This is a genomic window from Synechococcus sp. R60.1, assembly GCF_047461835.1.
Classification (GTDB): Bacteria; Cyanobacteriota; Cyanobacteriia; order Thermostichales; family Thermostichaceae; genus Thermostichus.
The window spans coordinates 1-17,453 of sequence record NZ_JANSIA010000065.1; the positions used below are offsets into that span (position 1 = coordinate 1).

At 57.2% G+C, this 17,453-nt stretch carries 15 protein-coding genes and 1 tRNA gene; 5 read left to right on the forward strand and 11 right to left on the reverse strand.

From position 1 onward, the window contains the following. Positions 1 to 246 precede the first annotated feature (246 nt). Complete coding sequence (locus tag NW834_RS09720) at positions 247 to 1,629, reverse strand: hypothetical protein (protein WP_414419706.1); 1,383 nt, start codon at positions 1,627 to 1,629, stop codon at positions 247 to 249. A gap of 308 nt (positions 1,630 to 1,937) precedes the next feature. After that, positions 1,938 to 3,332: a malic enzyme-like NAD(P)-binding protein gene (locus NW834_RS09725; RefSeq protein WP_414419707.1), complete on the reverse strand. Its 1,395-nt coding sequence runs from the start codon at positions 3,330 to 3,332 to the stop codon at positions 1,938 to 1,940. An 8-nt stretch (positions 3,333 to 3,340) separates the two neighbouring features. Between NW834_RS09725 and NW834_RS09730 the strand changes: the two genes are divergently transcribed. Next, positions 3,341 to 3,952, forward strand: coding sequence for a chromophore lyase CpcT/CpeT (locus NW834_RS09730; RefSeq protein WP_414400142.1), 612 nt, complete (start codon positions 3,341 to 3,343; stop codon positions 3,950 to 3,952). 14 nt (positions 3,953 to 3,966) lie between these two features. Here NW834_RS09730 and NW834_RS09735 read toward each other — a convergent pair whose 3' ends face one another. From NW834_RS09735 to NW834_RS09770, 8 genes are all read right to left on the reverse strand, one after another. Further along, positions 3,967 to 4,272, reverse strand: a complete 306-nt coding sequence (locus NW834_RS09735) for a hypothetical protein (RefSeq protein ID WP_414328714.1) — start codon at positions 4,270 to 4,272, stop codon at positions 3,967 to 3,969. A 107-nt stretch (positions 4,273 to 4,379) separates the two neighbouring features. Next, positions 4,380 to 4,991 (reverse strand): ATP-dependent Clp protease proteolytic subunit, encoded by a 612-nt coding sequence (locus tag NW834_RS09740; protein ID WP_011432257.1) that lies wholly within the window; start codon positions 4,989 to 4,991, stop codon positions 4,380 to 4,382. Then, positions 4,939 to 5,316 (reverse strand): Uma2 family endonuclease, encoded by a 378-nt coding sequence (locus NW834_RS09745; protein WP_414381172.1) that lies wholly within the window; start codon positions 5,314 to 5,316, stop codon positions 4,939 to 4,941. Before NW834_RS09745 ends, NW834_RS09740 begins: the two co-directional genes overlap by 53 nt. Beyond that, positions 5,313 to 5,582: a hypothetical protein gene (locus NW834_RS09750; RefSeq protein WP_414349572.1), complete on the reverse strand. Its 270-nt coding sequence runs from the start codon at positions 5,580 to 5,582 to the stop codon at positions 5,313 to 5,315. Before NW834_RS09750 ends, NW834_RS09745 begins: the two co-directional genes overlap by 4 nt. A gap of 17 nt (positions 5,583 to 5,599) precedes the next feature. Beyond that, complete coding sequence (locus tag NW834_RS09755) at positions 5,600 to 6,235, reverse strand: ATP-dependent Clp protease proteolytic subunit (protein ID WP_011432256.1); 636 nt, start codon at positions 6,233 to 6,235, stop codon at positions 5,600 to 5,602. Between the two features lie 127 nt (positions 6,236 to 6,362). After that, on the reverse strand, positions 6,363 to 8,837 hold the full coding sequence (locus NW834_RS09760) for an ATP-dependent Clp protease ATP-binding subunit (protein WP_011432255.1): 2,475 nt from the start codon (positions 8,835 to 8,837) through the stop codon (positions 6,363 to 6,365). 118 nt (positions 8,838 to 8,955) lie between these two features. After that, positions 8,956 to 9,029, reverse strand: a tRNA-Arg gene (locus NW834_RS09765). 175 nt (positions 9,030 to 9,204) lie between these two features. Continuing rightward, complete coding sequence (locus NW834_RS09770; RefSeq protein WP_414419708.1) at positions 9,205 to 10,302, reverse strand: tocopherol cyclase family protein; 1,098 nt, start codon at positions 10,300 to 10,302, stop codon at positions 9,205 to 9,207. Positions 10,303 to 10,507: 205 nt separating this feature from the next. On the opposite strand from NW834_RS09770, the gene NW834_RS09775 reads away from it, so the two are divergent. The 4 genes from NW834_RS09775 (at position 10,508) to NW834_RS09790 (ending at position 16,145) form a co-directional block, all read left to right on the forward strand. After that, a complete protein-coding gene (locus NW834_RS09775; protein WP_414419709.1) occupies positions 10,508 to 11,818 on the forward strand; it encodes a CmpA/NrtA family ABC transporter substrate-binding protein in 1,311 nt (436 codons plus the stop codon). Positions 11,819 to 12,340: 522 nt separating this feature from the next. Continuing rightward, complete coding sequence (gene ntrB / locus NW834_RS09780; protein ID WP_414357643.1) at positions 12,341 to 13,168, forward strand: nitrate ABC transporter permease; 828 nt, start codon at positions 12,341 to 12,343, stop codon at positions 13,166 to 13,168. A gap of 68 nt (positions 13,169 to 13,236) precedes the next feature. Continuing rightward, the gene (locus tag NW834_RS09785) at positions 13,237 to 15,234 is read left to right on the forward strand and encodes a nitrate ABC transporter ATP-binding protein (RefSeq protein WP_414419710.1); all 1,998 of its coding nucleotides are present in this window, start codon (positions 13,237 to 13,239) and stop codon (positions 15,232 to 15,234) included. Positions 15,235 to 15,305: 71 nt separating this feature from the next. Beyond that, entirely contained in the window at positions 15,306 to 16,145 is an 840-nt protein-coding gene (locus NW834_RS09790) for a nitrate ABC transporter ATP-binding protein (RefSeq protein WP_414419711.1), read from the forward strand. 209 nt (positions 16,146 to 16,354) lie between these two features. Here NW834_RS09790 and crn3 read toward each other — a convergent pair whose 3' ends face one another. Next, entirely contained in the window at positions 16,355 to 17,299 is a 945-nt protein-coding gene (gene crn3, locus NW834_RS09795) for a CRISPR-associated ring nuclease Crn3/Csx3 (RefSeq protein ID WP_414419712.1), read from the reverse strand. Between the last annotated feature and the right edge of the window lie 154 nt (positions 17,300 to 17,453).

The following is a 17,453-nucleotide window of genomic DNA, read 5'->3' on the forward strand; positions in this document are numbered from 1 at the left end:
ATGGCCAGCAGCAGTAACAGCGCTCCCTCCCGCGAGAACCCCAGCTTTCCCACCGCCAGCGCCACCACATCCACTGCTAGCCCCAGCCAGAGGAAGGGCAATAGCAGTAGAAGCATTAAAAACAACAACAGTGAGACTGGCAGGTAGAACATGGCGGAGATTCCCTTTCCCCTATCCTATCAGGGCCCAAGCTGACTTCCCCAACCTTGGCCAGAAAAAAAGATCCCCACCTTTCACAAGTAAGCCTCAAGTAGGCTCTGTTAGACCGAAGATTTTATTGCGAATATTTTGAGCAATCTCGTAACCAGCACGCTGATCGCTGGGAGTCTTAGCTAGGGAAATTTGATAGCGGTTATCCCCGTGAAATCTAATCACAACATAATTTTTCTCTGAAACAACCTCAAAACCAAGCTTATGCAACTCTGCTTCATAACTATTATCGCACCATTTGCGGTAGTCTCTGAACAAATGATTTATATCTTCCCTAAGCCTTTGACGATAACTCTTACCTTCGTTTGCATGGTTATTCTGAATTAGGTCTTGGAGTATATGCTGGACTCTACTTCCCTTATGCACCTGATCGGCTGCTCTACTCAAGATCTCTAAGATAAAACTCTTGGCTTCTTCTCGATAAAAATCCCTTTCGCTTCTTGCTAAGACTATAGTATTAGTGTCGGCTTGCGCGAGATCCTCAATTCTCCGCCGAAGCTGTGCCCGCAGATGATCCAGTTCCGCTTGCTGACCTTGTAGCTGCTGCTCTTGTTTCTGAACTTGCTCAGACAAGTTCATGGCATTCTGCCGCCATTCTTGCCGCTCAGTTTCGAGCTGTTCTAGGAGCTTCTGATACTCTGCTAGATCAGCCTCAAGTCTCTGGAGCTTCTCTTCCCGCTGTTGGAGCTGGGTTCGGAGCTCATTCAGTTGATTTTCATAGCTGCGTAGCTGCTGATCCTTTTCTTCTATTTGCTGAGAGAGATCCTCAATTCTCTGCCCCTGAAGCCCATCTAAGCGGTGTTGCTGGGCCAGCTGCGAGATCTGACTTTGTAGCTCTGCGATCCTGCCCTGGGCGCTTTGCAGTTGCTGCTCCTTGACCCGGAACTGCTCCAACAGGTTGTGACGCTCAGCTTCTAGCTCCTCCAGCTGGCGTTCCTTTTCCCTGACTTCCCCAGAAAGAGCTTGAATCTGACTCCGAAGCTCTTCACTCAGTTGGCTCTGCTCATCCAGACGTGCTCTCAAAGCCTGGACTTCTTCATTCATTTGCTGAAGCCGCGCCTGCAGCCGGTCCAGTTCCGCTTGATTGTCCTGTAGCTGCTGCTCCTTTTGCTGGACTTGCCCAGACAAGTCCATGGCAACCTGCTGCCATCTTTGCTGCTCAGCAACTAATCTTTGGATCTCTTCTTCTGTCTCTTCTTCTTTCTCGGCAGAGCGCTTCTGTAATTCTGAAACCTCATCTGTGAGCTGCTGAAGTTGCTCTTGCCGCTGTTGAAGCTGGGCTCGAAGCTCATCCAGTTGATTTTCATAGCTACGTAGCTGCTGTTCCTTTTCTTCTATTTGCCGGGAGAGCTCCTCAATCCGGCTTCTCAAAGCTCGAGCTCGCTTGCCGTGACGTTGGGCAACTTCCGCGGCTACCACGCTCCCAGTTCCAGCGACTAGACCCACTCCCCCGGCCTTACTGAGTCGATCCAGGGGCGCGGCAGCTATACCAGCAGCGGCGAGGGCAGTAACGAGGTGAACATAGAAGGGCTTGCGTAAGTCCATTGAGAACCCCAGCTAGGCAGGAAGCTAGAGCTCAAGATATAAAGAACTCCACTTCCAGAAGAGGCGCTCTGAAGAATTGTTAAATTACGAAAAATTACGAAAAAGAGGCCCGCTGCTGCCTCTCCCCGAGGACTTGCAAGCCGTGATGCTCGTGTGCTGAATTAGCCTGTTTATTGAACAAGTTATGGGATCCCGGCCACGCCGGTTTGGCGGGCAGCCTGGATTACCGCAGCGGCCACCTGAGGAACCACCCGCCCGTCGAAGACCGAGGGGATGATCCACTGGGGATCCAACTCTTCGGCAGGGATCAAGGCAGCAATGGCTTGAGCGGCAGCCAGGCACATCTCGGTGTTGATCTGCTTGGCGCGGCAGTCGAGGGCGCCGCGAAACACGCCCGGAAAGGCCAGCACGTTGTTGATTTGGTTGGGGTAGTCGCTGCGGCCCGTGGCCATCACTGCCACCCGATTGCCCACCAGCTCCGGCTGGATCTCGGGCACCGGGTTGGCCAGGGCAAAGACGATGGGATCCGGTGCCATTTTTTCTACCATCTCCACTGTCAGGGCATTGGCCACGCTCACCCCAATAAACACATCCGCTCCCACCAAGGCTTCCGCCAGGGATCCCTTCTCCTCGACGGCAATGGCCGCCTTCTCGGGGGTGAGATCGGAACGGGAGCGGCTGAGGATCCCTTGGCGGTCGCAGACCAGGATGTGGGCTGCCCCGGCCCGCCGCAGCAGTTGCGTCACGGCAATGCCGGCTGCCCCGGCCCCGTTGAGGACAATGCGCACCTCGTCTAGGCTCTTTTTCACCACTTTCAGGGCATTCAGCAGCGCCGCCAGCACCACAATGGCGGTGCCGTGCTGATCGTCGTGAAACACCGGCAGGTTGAGGCGGGCCTTGAGCTGAGACTCAATGGCAAAGCAGCGAGGGGCGCTGATGTCTTCCAGGTTAAAGCCGCCAAATCCCGGCGCCAGGCGCACCACCGTCTCTACAATTTCCCCCACCTCCTGAGTGGCCAGGCACAGAGGAAAGGCATCGATATCGGCAAAGCGCTTGAACAGCGCCGCCTTCCCCTCCATCACCGGCAAAGCTGCCTCCGGGCCGACATTCCCCAAGCCCAGCACCGCACTGCCATCGGTTACAATGCCTACACTGTTGCCCTTGATGGTGTACTCATAGACCGCGGCGGGGTTGGCAGCAATTTCTAGGGAAACCCGCCCCACCCCCGGCGTGTAGGCCATGGCCAGATCGGCGGCGCTCTCCAGGGGGCTTTTGGCCACCACCTGCAGCTTTCCCCCGCGGTGCAGCTCAAAGGTGCGGTCCACCACCCGCTCCACCTTCACATTGGCCAAGGAGGCAACGGCGGTGTAAATTTGCTGAGCATGCTCGCTGCTGACGGCATCTACACAGATTTCTCGCACCGTTTCTGCTGCCGATTGGTGGATGAGATCGATCTGGCTGAGGCTGCCTCCCACTTCCGCAATGGCCTGGGTGACGCGGGCTAGGGCTCCCGGCTGGTTGAGCAGGCGAATGCGCAGGGCAATGCTATAGCTAGAGCTGGGGGTAAGTTTTGTCATAGCTCCCTATGGTAGACGAAAAATCCGCTTCCGACTTGCACACCCTGGCCAACTGGCTGGAGGGCTACTACAGCAACCGCACCCAGGCGATGGCAGAGCCGGTGTGGTTTGTGCCGGTCAGCCTTTGGTACGTGCGCCTTCCCCACCTGTTCTCGGAGGGGATCGGCTTTTTTACCGAGCAATTTAACCAGCACACGCCGGGCCAGTTTTATCGCAGCCGGGTGCTCCAGGTATTGGGGGATCCCTTGCGGATCGAGAACTACAAATTGCGGGATCAAGCAGCTTGGGCAGGTGCCTCTCAGGATCCGCAGCGCTTGGCGCAGCTCTCCTTGGCCGACCTGGAGCATTTGCCCGGTTGTCGCATTTTGGTGGAAAAGCGCCCAGACTGCTACCACGGCGAAATGCTGCCAGGTGGAGAATGTCGTCTGAACCCCGGGGATAGCACCTATATCCACATCGAGTTCGACCTCACCCCCAGCGAATTCATCACCTGGGATCGGGGCTTTGACGCCGCCACTGGCCAACAAACCTGGGGATCCCGCGCCGGACCCTACCGTTACCAAAAAGGGATCCCACCGGCCTCTTCCCCTCGCCCTTGGGGAGAGAGGGACAGGGGATGAGGGCCAGAAAACAGTCAGGGGAACAAAAAAGGCAACAGATCTCGAAATCCTTTGCGCAGCCTGAGCAAAAAGATCAGCCGTTCCACCTCGGGGGAGACGGATCCGGTTTCGGGCCGAGCTGCCAAGGCTTCCTGGAGTTCCAGAGCCTCGGCGGCGGCGAGGGGCTGATTATCGACCGGAGAGCGAGCCCGCAAGTCGGGCTGGGCCCGCAACACCTCTTCCGGGATCTCATCGGCAGGGGGCAGTGCCCAAGCTTCCGGCCAAAGCAGCAGCAGACCCGCGCAGCAGCCCAGTCCTGCACTCCAGAGCCGTTGGCCCATCCGACCGGTTCTCCTAGCGTTGTCCACTGAACTCCACCCCTTGAAGGGATCCCTCCCAACCTTTCCCAACCCCTCGACCTGTTGCTGGGGGAAAGGGGGGGATCCCTTTAGCTGGCCATGGCTTCCGAGCGCTCTTGAATCACCCGATCCACGATGCCGTAAGCCTGAGCTTCCGTGGCCGAGAGGTAAAAGTCTCGCTCCACATCCCGCTCGATTTTCTCCAGCGGTTGGCCGGTGGTTTGCGCCAAGATCTCGTTCATGCGTCGTTTGACTCGCAGAGTTTCGCGGGCGCGAATTTCAATGTCGCTGGCTTGGCCTTGGATCGTGCCCAGCGAAGGCTGGTGCAGCATGATGCGGGAGTGGGGCAGGGCAAACCGCTTGCCCTTGGTGCCAGCAGCCAACAAAAAGGCTCCCATTGAAGCTGCTTGGCCCACGCAAACCGTAACGATATCTGGCTTGATGTGGTTCATGGTGTCGTAGATGGCCATGCCCGCCGTCACAGAGCCACCGGGAGAATTGATGTACATCACAATGTCCTTTTGCGGATCCTGCGAGTTGAGGTAGAGCATCACCCCCACGATGGTATTGGCCAAGCTATCGTCAATGGGCTCGCCGATAAACAAAATCCGCTCTTGGTACAGGCGATCGTCAAGGCTAATCCACTGGCTATAGGGCTCGCCGGGCAAACGGTAGGGAACCCGAGGCACTCCAATCGGCATAAGTTTCTCCTGGCAAAGTATGAAACACAGAACGACGCGCTTGTAAGATATCTTCCGCGCTCAAATCCAGCTGGGGCAAAACCGAGGAAACAATGCGTCCAGATCCAGTTTTGACCTCGCCTTCGTATTCTCCGCCAACCCAGCGCACCGCGGAAACGGACTGCTTGGCTGGATCCACTGGGATCCCACGGGCAGCATAATCTTTGCGCTTGTCTTGATCATCGCGTTTTTCATGGTCCACTCCGGGGCAAACCACCTCCTCCACCAGCAGCGGCGGGGGCATGGGCAGCCGAATGGTTCCGCGACCGTTTCCCAGCAAGCTCACATAGCGGGATGCAAAGCCATCACCTCTGGATTGCGCAACCGAGCCTTGGCTGCGGGCACTTCGACCTCAACTTGGCCCAAGCTCAGGCGTTGGATGGGCAAAAACTTGGGCAATTCCGCAACCAGAAACAGCTCAATGAGGGTGTTCATACGCTCCTCGGCTTCCCGAATGGACCCGTCTTCAGGTTCAACCCGTCCTTCATAAAGCCCGTCCGTGAGGCGTAGGTACTCCCCCACCGTCAAAGGCTGTACGGGAACTTGAACCATGGACGGATCCCTCTGCTTTAGTTTTTGGCTGCTGCCAACTTCGGCACGCCTTTGGAACTGGTCAGCACCTGATCGATGAGGCCGTAGGCTTTGGCTTCCTCTGGTGTCATGAAAAATAGCCGCTCCGTGTCCTTCTTGATGCGCTCCATAGGCTGGCCCGTGCTGCGGGACAGTTGCTCCAGCATCATGTTGCGCAAAGTCAGAATCTCGCGGGTGCGAATTTCGATGTCGCTGGCCTGTCCACGGGTGCCCCCATAGGGCTGGTGGAGCACGATCGTGGCATTGGGCAGACTGGCCCGAAATCCTTTGGCTCCTGCTGCCAATAACATGGCCGCCATCCCAATGGCATTGCCGATGCAGATAGTATGCACAGGCGGCTTGATGTAGTTCATGGTGTCCAGAATGGCAAAGGCCGCTGTGTCGTAGTTATAGGTGCCCGTCGAGTTGATGTACATCTTGATCGGCTTTTCCCGATCCTCGTACTGCAGATACAGCAGTTGCTCGATGATCAGCTTGGTGACGTTGGCATTCGACTCCTCTGCAAGGGGCAAGCCCAGGTAGACAATGCGCTCCTGCAGCAGCAGCGAAGCCAAATCTGGGGGTGGGGTACGAACCGGAGCGCCGCCATAGTAGTAGTAGGTCGATTGCACCATGCCAGAGATCTCCTACGCCTGGGTCTGTTCAACTGAAAAACACCAGAAAAACAACACTTGAGGACCACAAGGGATCCGCAGCATCCCAACGGATCCCTTGCAGTCTGAGGACCTCTCAAAGCCAGCTTTACTCCGCCCCTTGAGGCAAGAGAACCCGCTCCGGCTCCGTGACCAGCACCTTGGGCTTGCGCTCCTCATCCACATCGATGAGCACCTCCGATCCCTCCCGGACATGCCCGGTCAGGATCTCTTCCGCCAGGATGTCTTCCAGCAGGCGTTGGATGGCGCGGCGCAGCGGGCGTGCCCCGTAGCTGGGGTTATACCCCTCCTCCACCACCAAGTCTTTGAAGCGGTCGCTGACCGTAAGGCGGATTTTCTTCTCCGTCATGCGGTCAAACACTTCCTTGAGCAGGATGTCGGCAATCTGCTTCACCTCATCCTTGGTCAGCTGCCGGAAGACGATGATCTCGTCCACGCGGTTGAGGAACTCCGGACGGAAGTACTGCTTCAGCTCCTCGTTCACCAGGTTGCGGATGCGGTTGTAGTTGGCATCCTCGTCGTTGGTGTTGAACTCGAAGCCGAGGCTGCCGCCGCCCTTCTCGATGACCTTCGAGCCGATGTTAGAGGTCATCACGATCAGGGTGTTCTTGAAGTCCACCGTACGGCCCTTGGCATCGGTCAGGCGGCCATCCTCCAGGATTTGCAGCAATAGGTTAAACACATCCGGGTGCGCCTTCTCGATCTCGTCGAAGAGCACCACCGTGTAGGGGCGACGGCGTACCGCCTCGGTGAGCTGACCTCCCTCGTTGTAGCCCACATACCCCGGCGGGGATCCGATCAGCTTGCTGACCGTGTGCCGCTCCATGTATTCCGACATGTCGAGGCGGATCATGGCCGACTCGGAGCCGAAGAAGTAGGCTGCCAAAGCCTTGGTCAACTCGGTTTTGCCCACCCCTGTTGGGCCGGAGAAGATGAAGCTGGCGATGGGGCGGTTGGGATTTTTCAGCCCCACCCGAGCGCGGCGGATGGCCCGGGAGATGGCCCGCACCGCTTCGTCTTGGCCGATGATGCGCTGGTGCAGGGTTTCTTCCATGTTCAGCAACTTCACCGACTCGCTTTCCGTCAGCTTGGCCACCGGCACCCCCGTCCAGGCACTGACCACTTGGGCCACGTCCTCTTCGGTTACTTCGGGCATCTCGCTGCGGCTGCTTTCTTCCGCCTTCTTAGCAGCGGCAATGGCGCGGATCTGCTGCTTGATCTCCATCTCCCGATCCCGCAGCTCACCAGCCTTGTCGAAGTTCTGGGCCCGCACCGCAGCGTCTTTCTCCTTGAGCACTCGCCGCAGCTCTTGATCCAGCTCCCGCGCCGCCGGGGGCAGTTGAGAGTTGATCAGGCGCACCCGCGAAGCAGCCTCGTCGATCAAATCGATGGCCTTATCTGGCAAGAAGCGGTCGGAGATGTACTGGTCGGCCAGCTTGGCGGCTGCATCCAAGGCGGCATCGGAGATCTTCAGCTTGTGGTGCTGCTCGTAGCGCTCCCGCAGGCCAAACAGGATCTCGATGGTCTCGGAGACCGTCGGCTCGCCCACCATGATGGGCTGGAAGCGACGCTCCAGGGCGGCATCCCGTTCGATGTGCTTGCGGTACTCATCCAGGGTGGTGGCGCCGATGCACTGCAGCTCGCCGCGGGCCAAAGCAGGCTTGAGGATGTTGGCGGCATCAATCGCCCCTTCCGCAGCCCCGGCCCCGATCAGGGTATGTACCTCGTCGATGACCAGGATGATGTTGCCGGCATTGCGGATCTCATCCATGATTTTCTTGAGGCGCTCTTCAAACTCGCCGCGGTACTTGGTGCCGGCCACCAGCAAACCAATATCCAGGCTGATCACCCGCTTGTCGGCCAAAATATCCGGCACATCCCCCTGCACAATGCGCTGGGCCAAGCCTTCGGCAATGGCAGTTTTGCCCACCCCTGGCTCGCCAATGAGGACGGGGTTGTTCTTGGTGCGGCGGCCCAAGATCTGGATCACCCGCTCGATCTCCCGCGTCCGACCGACCACCGGATCCAGCTTGCCCTCCTGGGCCAGTTGAGTTAGGTTGGAGCCGAATTCGTCCAGGGTGGGCGTTTTGGTGCGGCTGGAGGATCCCCCCCCTGCCGTCACTTCGGCAGTCTCGCCCAACATGCGGATCACCTGGGTGCGCACCTTGGAGAGATCCACCCCCAGGTTTTCCAAAACGCGGGCTGCCACCCCTTCCCCTTCTCGGATTAGGCCCAGGAGCAGGTGCTCAGTGCCAATGTAGTTGTGGCCGAGCTGGCGGGCCTCTTCTAGAGAGAGTTCCAGCACTCGCTTGGCGCGGGGAGTGAAAGGGATCTCGACGGCCACAAAACCGGATCCCCGACCGATAATTTTCTCGACTTCAATGCGGGCGTCCTTCAAGTTCACTCCCATGGACTTGAGAACTTTGGCGGCGACCCCAGTGCCCTCGCCGATTAACCCCAACAAAATTTGCTCGGTGCCAACGAAATTGTGACCTAACCGTCTGGCTTCTTCTTGGGCCAGCATGATCACCTTGATGGCTTTTTCTGTAAAGCGTTCAAACATGATCCTCGGGCTCCCTACGCCTGCATCAAGGCGGACTTGATAGGGGTAATCCTAGCACAAGTTCTGGCGAAACCAAGGGACGGTAAATACCCCAGACGGAAGCTGTCTGGGGCCAAAACGCGCCTGGAGAGATTTGAACTCCCGACACCGTGGTCCGTAGCCACGTGCTCTAGTCCACTGAGCTACAGGCGCAAAAGGGGCGGGCCAACCACGGTTGACTGTCTGTCCATACTATCTGTCCATAGTTACTCAGATACTATCCAGTACTATCCAGAGACAGAGATGGACATCTATCAATGTGGCTTAGGCATTCTAGCACAAGAGCGTTTTTTGGAAAGTCCAACGGGGGTGTAGATATCCGCCAGCGTTAACATTGCCCTTGCCAAGGTTGCCGGACTTCTCCCCCCACTTCGAGGCCGGCTTGGGGGCTGGTGGCCTTGATCACCGGCGTCCAGACTTGGCCGTTGCGCTGCCAAAGCTGCAGGTGCAGATGTCCTGCCAGGGTATCCCGACAGTTGCGCTGCATCCCTTCTGGGCCAGGGGCGAATACAGTTTGGCCAGGCCGTCCCGTGTGCCCTTCCAGCCGAATACACCAGAGGGCGCTCTCTCCCCGGATTCGCCAAGATCCCCAGGGATCCACTTGCCAAGTCAGATGAGCTTGCCCAGGCCGCCATTCCAAAAAGGGCTGGGATCCCCACCCATGCAAGCTGATCAGGGCCACTTCTTCGGGGCGGGTGAGCACCTGCCGCTCAGCTCCGGCACAGGTGAGGCTGAGACCGGGATGTTGGGGAAAGGCGTTGCACTGGATCCAAAACCAGCGGCGAGGAAAGTTTTGGCCCCAATTTTTTTCGGCATAGGCAGGAGCCTGCTGAAATGCATAGCGCCTGCCTCTCCACTCCACCCAGCCGGTGGCCAAGCCGTGGCTCATGAGAATCTGCCAGCCCGGCTCAAAGATGGGCAGATAAGACCAGGCTCCCATGGTGGCTCGGGGTGGGATCCCATAGGCAAAACGAGGTTGAATGCGGTAAAGCCAGCGAATAGGCTCAGAGCCCAAGGGATCCGGCAAAATCCCCTGGTTGAGGTGGGCGGTGTATTGGTAGCCGCTGGCGGTGCGCTGGAAGAAGGTGAGGGGATCCTGAAGGCCGCGACAGCCAGGGCCTGGGATCCCTGAGTGCCCCAAGGCCAGATGGGTTGAGCTGGCCCAAAAGCGGCGGGGATTGGGGAAGGTGCGCCAATGCAACTCCTCCTCCGGCCCCAACACCTGCGCCATGCCCCCGCGCTTGGGATCGATGGCGTACATGAAGGCAAAGCTAATGGGCGGATCCCCGGGCAAGGTGACGCGGCTGTACCAGCCCTCAAAAAACCGCTCTGTGCAGCCATCCCAGTGATAGCCGGCATGGGGCAGGGATCCCCAATCTGTTGAGTTATTTTGCCCAGAGCAAGCCGCCGTTGGAGGAAACGCCATTGAGACCTAAGCCATCGCAAAAATGATAAACGGAAGTCTATGCTTACCAAAATAATAATTGTATTGTTTCTATATTTAATTTGCCCTTAGGATATCAACCAAGCTGAGATTTAAGGATTTCTTGAGATTTCACGAAGGAAATCCATGGGTCAGGCGACTTGAACTGGAAAGCTTCCATCTTGCCTTCACATATCCTTTCGATGAGGTGAGCATGACGTCACGTCGTAACTTTTTGCTGTCTGCGGGTGCGGCCACCGTGGGTGGACTCGTGAGTGGCAGCTTAGCACGGGCCAGCACAGGCTACTGGGTTGCCCAGGCCAGCGGCCCAGAAACCCCCAATCTCAGGTTAGGCTTTATACCGATTGTGGAGTCTGCCCCCCTGATCATCGCCAAGGAGAAGGGCTTTTTCGACAAGCATGGCATGACCGGTGTAGAGGTGTTGAAACAGGCCAGTTGGCCGGCAGCCCGTGACAACGTGGTCATCGGCTCAGCAGGTGGGGGCATTGACGGCGGCCAGTGGCAGATGCCGATGCCTCACATGATCCACATTGGCGCCATCACCAACAATCAGCCGGTGCGCATGGCAGTTCTGTGTCAATTGATCACCCAAGGCAACGGAATTGCCATTGCCGGAATGCATGTTGGCAAGGGTTTGGGGCTGGATATCTCGGGAGCCGCGGATTACATCAAAAATTTCAGCGCCAGCAACAGACGCAAATTCAAGGCCGCTCATACCTTCCCCAACGTCAATCAAGATTTTTGGATCCGTTACTGGTTTGCTGCTGGGGGGGTAGATCCGGATCAAGACATCGACCTGTTGGCGGTTCCCTCTGCCGAAACGGTGCAGGGAATGCGCAATGGCACCATGGATGCTTTTAGCACCGGGGATCCCTGGCCCTACCGAATTGTGGCAGATGGGATCGGGTTTATGGCGGCCCTTACCCAACAGATTTGGCCCTTTCACCCCGAAGAATACTTGGCCATTCGCGCCGATTGGGTAGAGCAAAACCCCAGGGCCACACAAGCCACTTTGATGGCGGTGATGGAAGCGCAGCAATGGTGCGACGATCCGGCCAACCGAGAAGAACTGACACGCATTCTCTCAGGGCGTGCCTACCTGAATGTGCCGGTTGAAGTTCTCACCCCTCCCTTTCAAGGCAACTACGAATTGGGAGACGGCAAGCCAGCTGTTCAAGATTTCAATGCCGGGCCCTTGTACTGGGAAGATGGCCGGGGCAGCGTCTCTTACCCCTACAAGAGCCATGACCTTTGGTTCCTGACGGAATCCCTGCGTTGGGGCTTTCACGCTCGCTTCCTTCCCGATCTGGATACTGCCCGTCGTCTGGTGGATGAAGTGAACCGTGAAGATCTCTGGCGTGAGGCCGCCCAGGCACTGGGGGTGAAGAACATCCCCAACAACACCTCGCGGGGAACAGAGCGTTTCTTTGACGGTGTGGTGTTTGACCCACAGGATCCGCAGGCTTACCTGAACAGCCTGAAAATCAAAAGGGTCTAGCTGAATAGCTTGATTGGGCCAAGTTCCTCACCTTCTTTCGCAGGAAGTCCATGGCTTACCGTTTCCTTGTTCGAATCTCTCGCGCGACAGGGATCCTGCCTACCTGCGGGATCCCACGAGGTCGAAAAAAGCGGTGCCGAGCTTTCTGCCCAAACGATGGAAAGTTGATGGATGCTATGAGCCTCGCACTTTTTGAATAACTTTGAATGCTATGTTGAGGATCGGCTATGTTGGCTCTACTTCACGTTCCGCGCGAACTCTTCAGGGATCCTCCCTTTGAGAGGCCGGCCCAGCCCCGCTGGGACAAGCTCATTCTCTCGATAGCCGTGGGGGCGCTGAGCTTTCTAATTGTCGTGAGAGTTTTGTTGAGTTTGCAATCCCTGTGTTTGCCCCTCCAAGGAAAAGGCAAGGCCGATCCAAGCTCATGCTCTGTCTCCAACACGGTGTAGAACCCCTCGATCGGGGCGTTCCAAAAGCGCAACACCAGAGAACCTTGTAAAACCCTATCCTCCTCTAGGAGCTATGACGACAACACTTTCTTCTCCGGCAAAATCTGCAACGGCGAAGTTCGATTTGGCGAAGTACCGAGATCAGATTCTCCCCCCTGTGGTGGGTATTGTTGGATTCCTGCTCATCTGGCAGCTCTTGGCCAGTGCCAACCTTATTCGGCTGCCGGGGCCTTGGGATGTGTGGATGGACGAGCGCAGCCGATATCTGATCCTGCATCCTTTGTATCGCAACAGCGACCTCGACCAAGGGCTGCTGCGCCAAACCTTGGCCAGCCTACAAAGGGTGGCCATCGGCTATTGCAGTGCCGCTTTGGTGGGCATCACGTTGGGCATTTTGGTGGGAAGCAGTGTGTGGATCAACCGAGCTTTGGATCCCATTTTCCAATTTTTGCGCATGGTAGCTCCCTTGGCTTGGGTGCCCATATCTTTGGCTGCTCTGCAACGCAATGAGCCGGCTGCCCTGTTCGTTATTTTTATTACCTCAATTTGGCCCATTCTCATCAACACGGCTGTGGGGGTGAGACAGATCCCGGAAGACTACATCAACGTCTCCAAAGTGCTCAAGCTCTCCAAAGTGGACTTCTTTTTTAAGGTTTTGCTGCCCTCAGCCCTGCCCTACATGTTCACAGGTCTGCGCATTGGTATTGGCCTATCTTGGCTGGCCATTATTGCCGCAGAAATTGTGATGTCAGGTGTGCCGGGGATCGGCTTTTTCATCTGGGATGCCTACCAGCAGAACTACGTTACGGAGATCATCGTTGCCGTCATCTACATCGGAGCGGTGGGATTGCTTTTGGATCGCCTGATGTCTGTTTTGCAAAACAAGATAGCCAACCAATGATGTGTTGGATGTGTTGTCAGTATGTGGTTGGTTTGAGGCTAGACGGGTGATAGGTGGGGAGGTTTTCTGTGTCTGTATTGGTCAGTGTGGAGCAGGTGGAAAAATCTTTTGCTCTGCCCGGAGGGCAGGAATACCTTGCTCTGAAAGGGATCGATCTGCAAATCCATCGAGGGGAGTTTGTCTCCTTAATCGGCCACTCCGGCTGTGGCAAATCCACCCTATTGAACATGGTGGCGGGGCTGTCTTTGCCGACAGGGGGGATCGTAGCTTTGGATGGACATACCATTACGGCTCCCGGCCCCGATCGCATGGTGGTGTTTCAGCATTACTCGCTTTTGCCTTGGCTAACGGTTCGGCAAAACATTGCGCTAGCGGTGAATGCCGTTCTTAAAAAGCATTCTCCAGCCGAGCGTCAGCAGATCGTGGAAGAGCACATTGATCTGGTGGGCTTGCGCCACGCAGCAGATAAGCTCCCAGCCCAATTGTCCGGGGGTATGAAGCAGCGGGTGGCCATTGCCCGTGCCCTGGCTTTGCGGCCCAAAGTGTTGTTGTTGGATGAGCCATTTGGCGCTTTGGATGCGCTCACGCGCGGGAACTTGCAAGAGCAGTTAATGCGCATCTGTGAAGAACATCAGATGACCACCCTCATGGTCACCCACGATGTGGACGAAGCGGTTCTTCTGTCAGATCGTGTGGTTATGCTCACCAACGGGCCGGGATCCCGAATTGGGAACATTTTGACCATTGATATTCCTCGGCCCCGCCGTCGGCTGGAGGTGGTCAACCATCCCAGCTACTACAGCTACCGCAGCGAGATCATCTACTTTTTGAACCAACAAAAACGCATCAAGCAATGGCGTGCTCGCCGCAGCATTGTGGTGGCCAGGCATGGCTTGGAAAAGATCAACTTGGAGATCGGCTTTGTGCCCCTCACTGCCTGCGCTCCGTTGGCTGTGGCCAAAGAAAAAGGGTTCTTTGCCAAACACGGCTTGGAAGAAGTGAACTTGGTGCGGGAAACCAGTTGGCGAGGGATCCAAGACGGCATTCAGGGAGGTTATCTGGATGCGGCCCAAATGCCCGCCGGTATGCCGGTGTGGATGTCTTTGGGCGGAGGGGATAACCCGCCTCAGCCGGTGGTTACGGCCCTCACCTTGACCCGCAACGGCAATGCCATCACCTTGCACAAGCGGTTCTACGAGCAAGGGATCCACACCCTCAGCCAGTTGAAGGCTTACATCCTGGATAGTCCCAGCCGTCGGCTCACCTTTGGAGTGGTGCATCCCAGCTCTATGCACAATTTGCTGTTGCGCTACTGGCTGGCAGCCGGTGGGATCCACCCGGATCATGACGTGGTGCTGAAAACGCTGCCCCCGGCCCAGATGGTGGCCAACCTAACAGCCGGCAACATCGATGGGTACTGTGTGGGAGAGCCCTGGAATTTGCGGGCAGCCTTAGAGGGCAGTGGCTTTACGGTGGCTACAGACCTGGAGATTTGGCTGGGCCATCCCGGCAAAGTGTTGGGGGTGCGAGAAGATTGGGCCAGGGCCTACCCCAACACCCACATTGCCTTGGTCAAAGCGCTGTTGGAAGCCTGCCGCTACTGTGAAGACCCGGCCCATCACGACGAGATTCGCGAGCTGCTCAGCCGCCGCGCCTACCTGAGCACTGACCCATCCTACATTCATCTGGGGGATCCCCAGCGTCTGATCTGTGACTTGGACAGGCCGATGCGGGAATATGCCCACCACCGCTTCTTTCTGGGAGCCGGCAACCGTCCCAGCCGCACCGAGCATCTGTGGATGATGACCCAAATGGCCCGCTGGGGGGATCTGCCCTTCCCTCGCAACTGGGTGGAGATTGTAGAGCGGGTGTGTCAGGTGGGGGTATTCAGTACGGCAGCCCGCGAGCTGGGACTGGATGTCTCCTACCAAAGGCAGCCCATTCAGTTGTTCGATGGGATCCCCTTTAATGGTGAGGATCCCCTGGCCTACCTCAACAGCTTGGCGATTAAGCACGATATTTATGTAGCCGAGGTTGCCTTAGATCGTCGTCCTGTGTTGCTCTAGATACCCACTTGGGCGCCCTTGCAAAAGCACATTCCCCGTTGTGAGAAAATCATGAGTTGGAGCACCCTACGATGACTGCCCTCTTGACAACCTCTACCCCAGCGAACGTAGCCGCAGAACCCTACCTAAGCCTTGAGAATGTCAGCAAGACCTACTCAACTCCCAAGGGGGATTATCCCGTCTTGCGAGATATCAACCTCAGTGTGAACGAGGGAGAGTTTGTCTGCTTGGTTGGGCATTCCGGCTGTGGCAAAACCACCCTGCTGAATATGGTTTCCGGATTTGCCCAGCCCACCAGTGGCTCGGTGAAGCTGAAAGGGCAGCCGATTACAGCTCCTGGCCCGGAGCGCATGGTAGTGTTTCAAGGGTATGCCCTGTTGCCTTGGCTCACGGTTTATGAAAATGTTTATTTGGCCGTTCGGTCGGTATTTCCCCAAAAGAGCCAGTCGGAAAAGCATCGAATTGTGGAAGAACATTTGGATTTGGTGGGGCTGGGGGAAGCCGCTCAGAAATATCCCTCGCAAATTTCGGGAGGGATGAAACAGCGGGTAGCCATTGCTCGTGCGTTGGCCATCCGTCCAGAAGTGCTGATTTTGGATGAACCCTTCGGGGCCTTGGATGCCATTACCAAAGAGGAGCTTCAAGAGGAGCTGTTGCGCATTTGGGATGAACATCGCTGCACGGTTTTGATGATTACCCACGACATTGATGAGGCGCTGTTTTTGGCCGACCGCCTGGTGCTGATGACCAATGGCCCTGCAGCCACCATCGGGCAGATCGTGACCATCCCCTTCCCGCGCCCTCGGGATCGCGAGCGGATTCTTGAAGATCCGCAGTACTACCGCCTGCGCAACTCGGTTCTCAGCTATCTCTACGGCCATGAAGCCAACCCAGAGGCGGCTTGCCGATGAGCCGATAAATCAAACCTAAAGCAGTTGGCGGAGCGAGAGGGTGACCGGGCAGCCGGAACCCCTTGGCCGTCAGGGGCAGCGCTTGGGCAGGCGATCCGCAAACCTCTCTTGGAACTCGCCCACAACATTGCGCAACCGCTCGTCCAAAACGGCCAGCGTCTGGGATGCGATATATGCTGACCCGCCCCTCCAATTCTGAACCTGCAGCTCTAGTGAATGAGGCGGCGCACCGCCCGAAGCAGCTCCGCGGGGGGAGGAGAGTTGGGATCCCAGCGAATTTCCAACTCAGGTGAGTCTTTGAGCACTTGAGGAGGGCCGGGCGAGGTGTGCAGGATGGCCACACAGCGCAAATTGCCCCGGTCTCGACAAAACTCGTGCCAGAGAGGGATAGCCTCGGGATCCCGGCTGACCACCAGGTAGTGGGAGCAGGCTTCCAGGATCGGCTGCTTTTGCGGATCCACCTTGCCGCCCACATCCACAATCACCAAACTCTTTTGCCGGCGCAAAGCCAGAATGGCCTGGGCATGGAAGCTGAAAAATTCGGGGGTAAAAGAGCCCCGGTACTGGTGCTTGAGGATCTTCGCCTCTTCTGGTGGCAAGTCTAAAGTCCAATTGCCTTCCCCATCCCAATGGGCCCGTTGCAGATAAATATCGGGATGCTCCGGCAGCAGAGCTTCGAAGAGGGCGCGGGCAAGACGGCTTTTGCCACTGTCGGGGGGGCCCACCACCATCACCGCCGCTGCCAATTCTGTTCGCGTCAGCGGGCCGTAGGCCTTGCCCGGCCTTCCCTGCACCCAGGGGATGACCTGGCCCACCCGCACTTCGGGGGTATGGCTGGAGACCACCACCGCGCCCAAGCGTGGGTCATAACAGGCCACCCAACGGGTGAAGTGGCACTCATGCACCAGCCAGCCATACAGCCAAATGGGGGCCCGCCCCGTCAGAACCACCCCCAGCTGGGCATTGATCCCGGCAGGCAGCTGAAGCTGAGCCAAATCCTCTGGAAAAACCAGGCGATCCGGTCGGGTCAGCTCAATTTCGATGACCTGAAAAGACAGTTCCGAAGAATGGGATCTTCGAGGGTCCAAGGACTCCGTCCCGCTGGCGCGAGCGGCCAGACAGCCGGAAAGCAAATGCAGTGCCACAGCAGCCATGGGCAGATTTGACGAGACAGGTTGACTTCAGTATGGAAGAGATTGGAAGTGGAAGGTTCCAACTCATGTCAGAGTGGTCAGCTAGAAATCGCAGGAGCCCCGCACTGTACCCGTAGGGTCAGTGCCGGGAGGAATGCGCTTTGATGAAGTACAA

Bases quoted from the DNA above. Each gene is read 5' to 3' on its own strand.
- NW834_RS09725 (WP_414419707.1), bottom strand. From the start codon at position 3,332: ATGACAAAACTTACCCCCAGCTCTAGCTATAGCATTGCCCTGCGCATT.
- NW834_RS09730 (WP_414400142.1), top strand. From the start codon at position 3,341: ATGGTAGACGAAAAATCCGCTTCCGACTTGCACACCCTGGCCAACTGG.
- NW834_RS09735 (WP_414328714.1), bottom strand. From the start codon at position 4,272: ATGGGCCAACGGCTCTGGAGTGCAGGACTGGGCTGCTGCGCGGGTCTG.
- NW834_RS09740 (WP_011432257.1), bottom strand. From the start codon at position 4,991: ATGCCGATTGGAGTGCCTCGGGTTCCCTACCGTTTGCCCGGCGAGCCC.
- NW834_RS09750 (WP_414349572.1), bottom strand. From the start codon at position 5,582: ATGGTTCAAGTTCCCGTACAGCCTTTGACGGTGGGGGAGTACCTACGC.
- NW834_RS09755 (WP_011432256.1), bottom strand. From the start codon at position 6,235: ATGGTGCAATCGACCTACTACTACTATGGCGGCGCTCCGGTTCGTACC.
- NW834_RS09760 (WP_011432255.1), bottom strand. From the start codon at position 8,837: ATGTTTGAACGCTTTACAGAAAAAGCCATCAAGGTGATCATGCTGGCC.
- NW834_RS09770 (WP_414419708.1), bottom strand. From the start codon at position 10,302: ATGGCGTTTCCTCCAACGGCGGCTTGCTCTGGGCAAAATAACTCAACA.
- ntrB (WP_414357643.1), top strand. From the start codon at position 12,341: ATGACGACAACACTTTCTTCTCCGGCAAAATCTGCAACGGCGAAGTTC.
- NW834_RS09790 (WP_414419711.1), top strand. From the start codon at position 15,306: ATGACTGCCCTCTTGACAACCTCTACCCCAGCGAACGTAGCCGCAGAA.
- crn3 (WP_414419712.1), bottom strand. From the start codon at position 17,299: ATGGCTGCTGTGGCACTGCATTTGCTTTCCGGCTGTCTGGCCGCTCGC.